Annotated in this window: 1 protein-coding gene; it reads right to left on the minus strand. The window is 66.6% G+C overall.

All coding sequences use genetic code 11. The features are described 5' to 3' along the window. The coding region (locus ACLKMW_RS26395) for a formate--tetrahydrofolate ligase (protein ID WP_415727494.1) at nucleotides 1–1,678 on the minus strand (1,678 nt) is incomplete at both ends.

The following is a 1,678-nucleotide window of genomic DNA, read 5'->3' on the forward strand; positions in this document are numbered from 1 at the left end:
AGCTGAGGCCGTCGATCTCGCCGTTTTCGTTGATGAGGATTTTCTCCGACGACGGCTTGGAGGGCAGGCCGGGCATGGTCATGATCTCGCCGCAGATCGCCACGACGAAGCCGGCGCCGGCCGACAGCCTGACCTCGCGCACCGGCACGGTGTGGCCGGTCGGCGCGCCGCGCAGATTGGGGTCGGTCGAGAACGAGTACTGGGTCTTGGCCATGCACACCGGCAAGTGGCCGTAGCCCTGCTTTTCCCACTGGTGCAGCTGGTCGCGCACGCTCTTGTCGGCGATCGCCCCGTCGCCGCGGTAGATGCGCTTGACGATGGTGTCGATCTTGTCGAACAGGCCGAGCTCGTCGGCATAGAGCGGCGCGAACTGCGAGCTGCCGCCCTCGGCCAACTGCACCACCTTGCGGGCCAGGTCCTCGATGCCGGCCGAGCCCTGCGCCCAGTGCTTGCACAGGATCGCCTCCTCGCCCATCTGCGCGACATAGTCCTTGACCGCCTGGATCTCGGCCTCGGTGTCGGCGTGGAAGTGGTTGATCGCCACCACCGCCGGCACCCCGAACTGCTTGACGTTCTCGATGTGGCGGCCAAGGTTGGCGCAGCCCTTCTTCACCGCCTCGATGTTCTCGGCGCCGAGGTCCTCCTTCTTGACGCCGCCGTTCATCTTCAGCGCCCTGACCGTGGCCACGATCACCGCCGCCGCCGGCTTCAGCCCGGCCTTGCGGCACTTGATGTCGAAGAACTTCTCGGCCCCGAGATCGGCGCCGAAGCCGGCCTCGGTCACCACATAGTCGGCCAGCTTCAAGGCGGTGGTCGTCGCCATCACCGAGTTGCAGCCATGGGCGATGTTGGCGAACGGGCCGCCATGCACGAAGGCCGGGTTGTTCTCCAGCGTCTGCACCAGGTTGGGCTGCAGCGCGTCCTTCAACAGCACGGTCATGGCGCCCGGCGCCTTGAGGTCGCGGGCAAACACCGGGCTCTTGTCGCGCCGGTAGGCGACGATGATGTCGCCGAGCCGCTTTTCCAGGTCCTTCAGGTCCTTGGCCAGGCACAGGATCGCCATCACCTCGGAGGCGACGGTGATGTCGAAGCCGGCCTCGCGCGGATAGCCGTTGGCCACCCCGCCGAGCGAGCAGGTGATCTGCCGGAGCGCCCGGTCGTTCATGTCCATGACCCGGCGCCAGGTCACCCGGCGGGTGTCGATGCCAAGCTCGTTGCCCCAGTAGATGTGGTTGTCGATCAAGGCCGACAGCAGGTTGTGGGCGCTGGTGATGGCGTGGAAGTCGCCGGTGAAGTGCAGGTTCATGTCGTCCATCGGCACCACCTGGGCCAGGCCGCCGCCGGCCGCGCCGCCCTTCATGCCGAAGTTGGGGCCGAGCGAGGCCTCGCGGATGCAGATCACCGCCTTCTGGCCGATGCGGTTGAGCCCGTCGCCGAGCCCGACCGTCGTCGTCGTCTTGCCCTCGCCGGCCGGCGTCGGGTTGATGGCGGTGACCAGGATCAGCTTGCCGTCCCGGTTCTTCTGCACCGACTGGATGAACTCGGCCGAGAGCTTGGCCTTGTCATGCCCGAACGGCAGCAGATGCTCGTTGGGAATGCCAATCCTCGACCCGATCTCCTGGATCGGCTTCTTCTTCGCCGCGCGCGCGATCTCAATGTCGGACTTAAACTCGGCCAT

Source organism: Borborobacter xinjiangensis (assembly GCF_047739745.1).
Lineage (GTDB): Bacteria > Pseudomonadota > Alphaproteobacteria > Rhizobiales > Rhizobiaceae > Pseudaminobacter.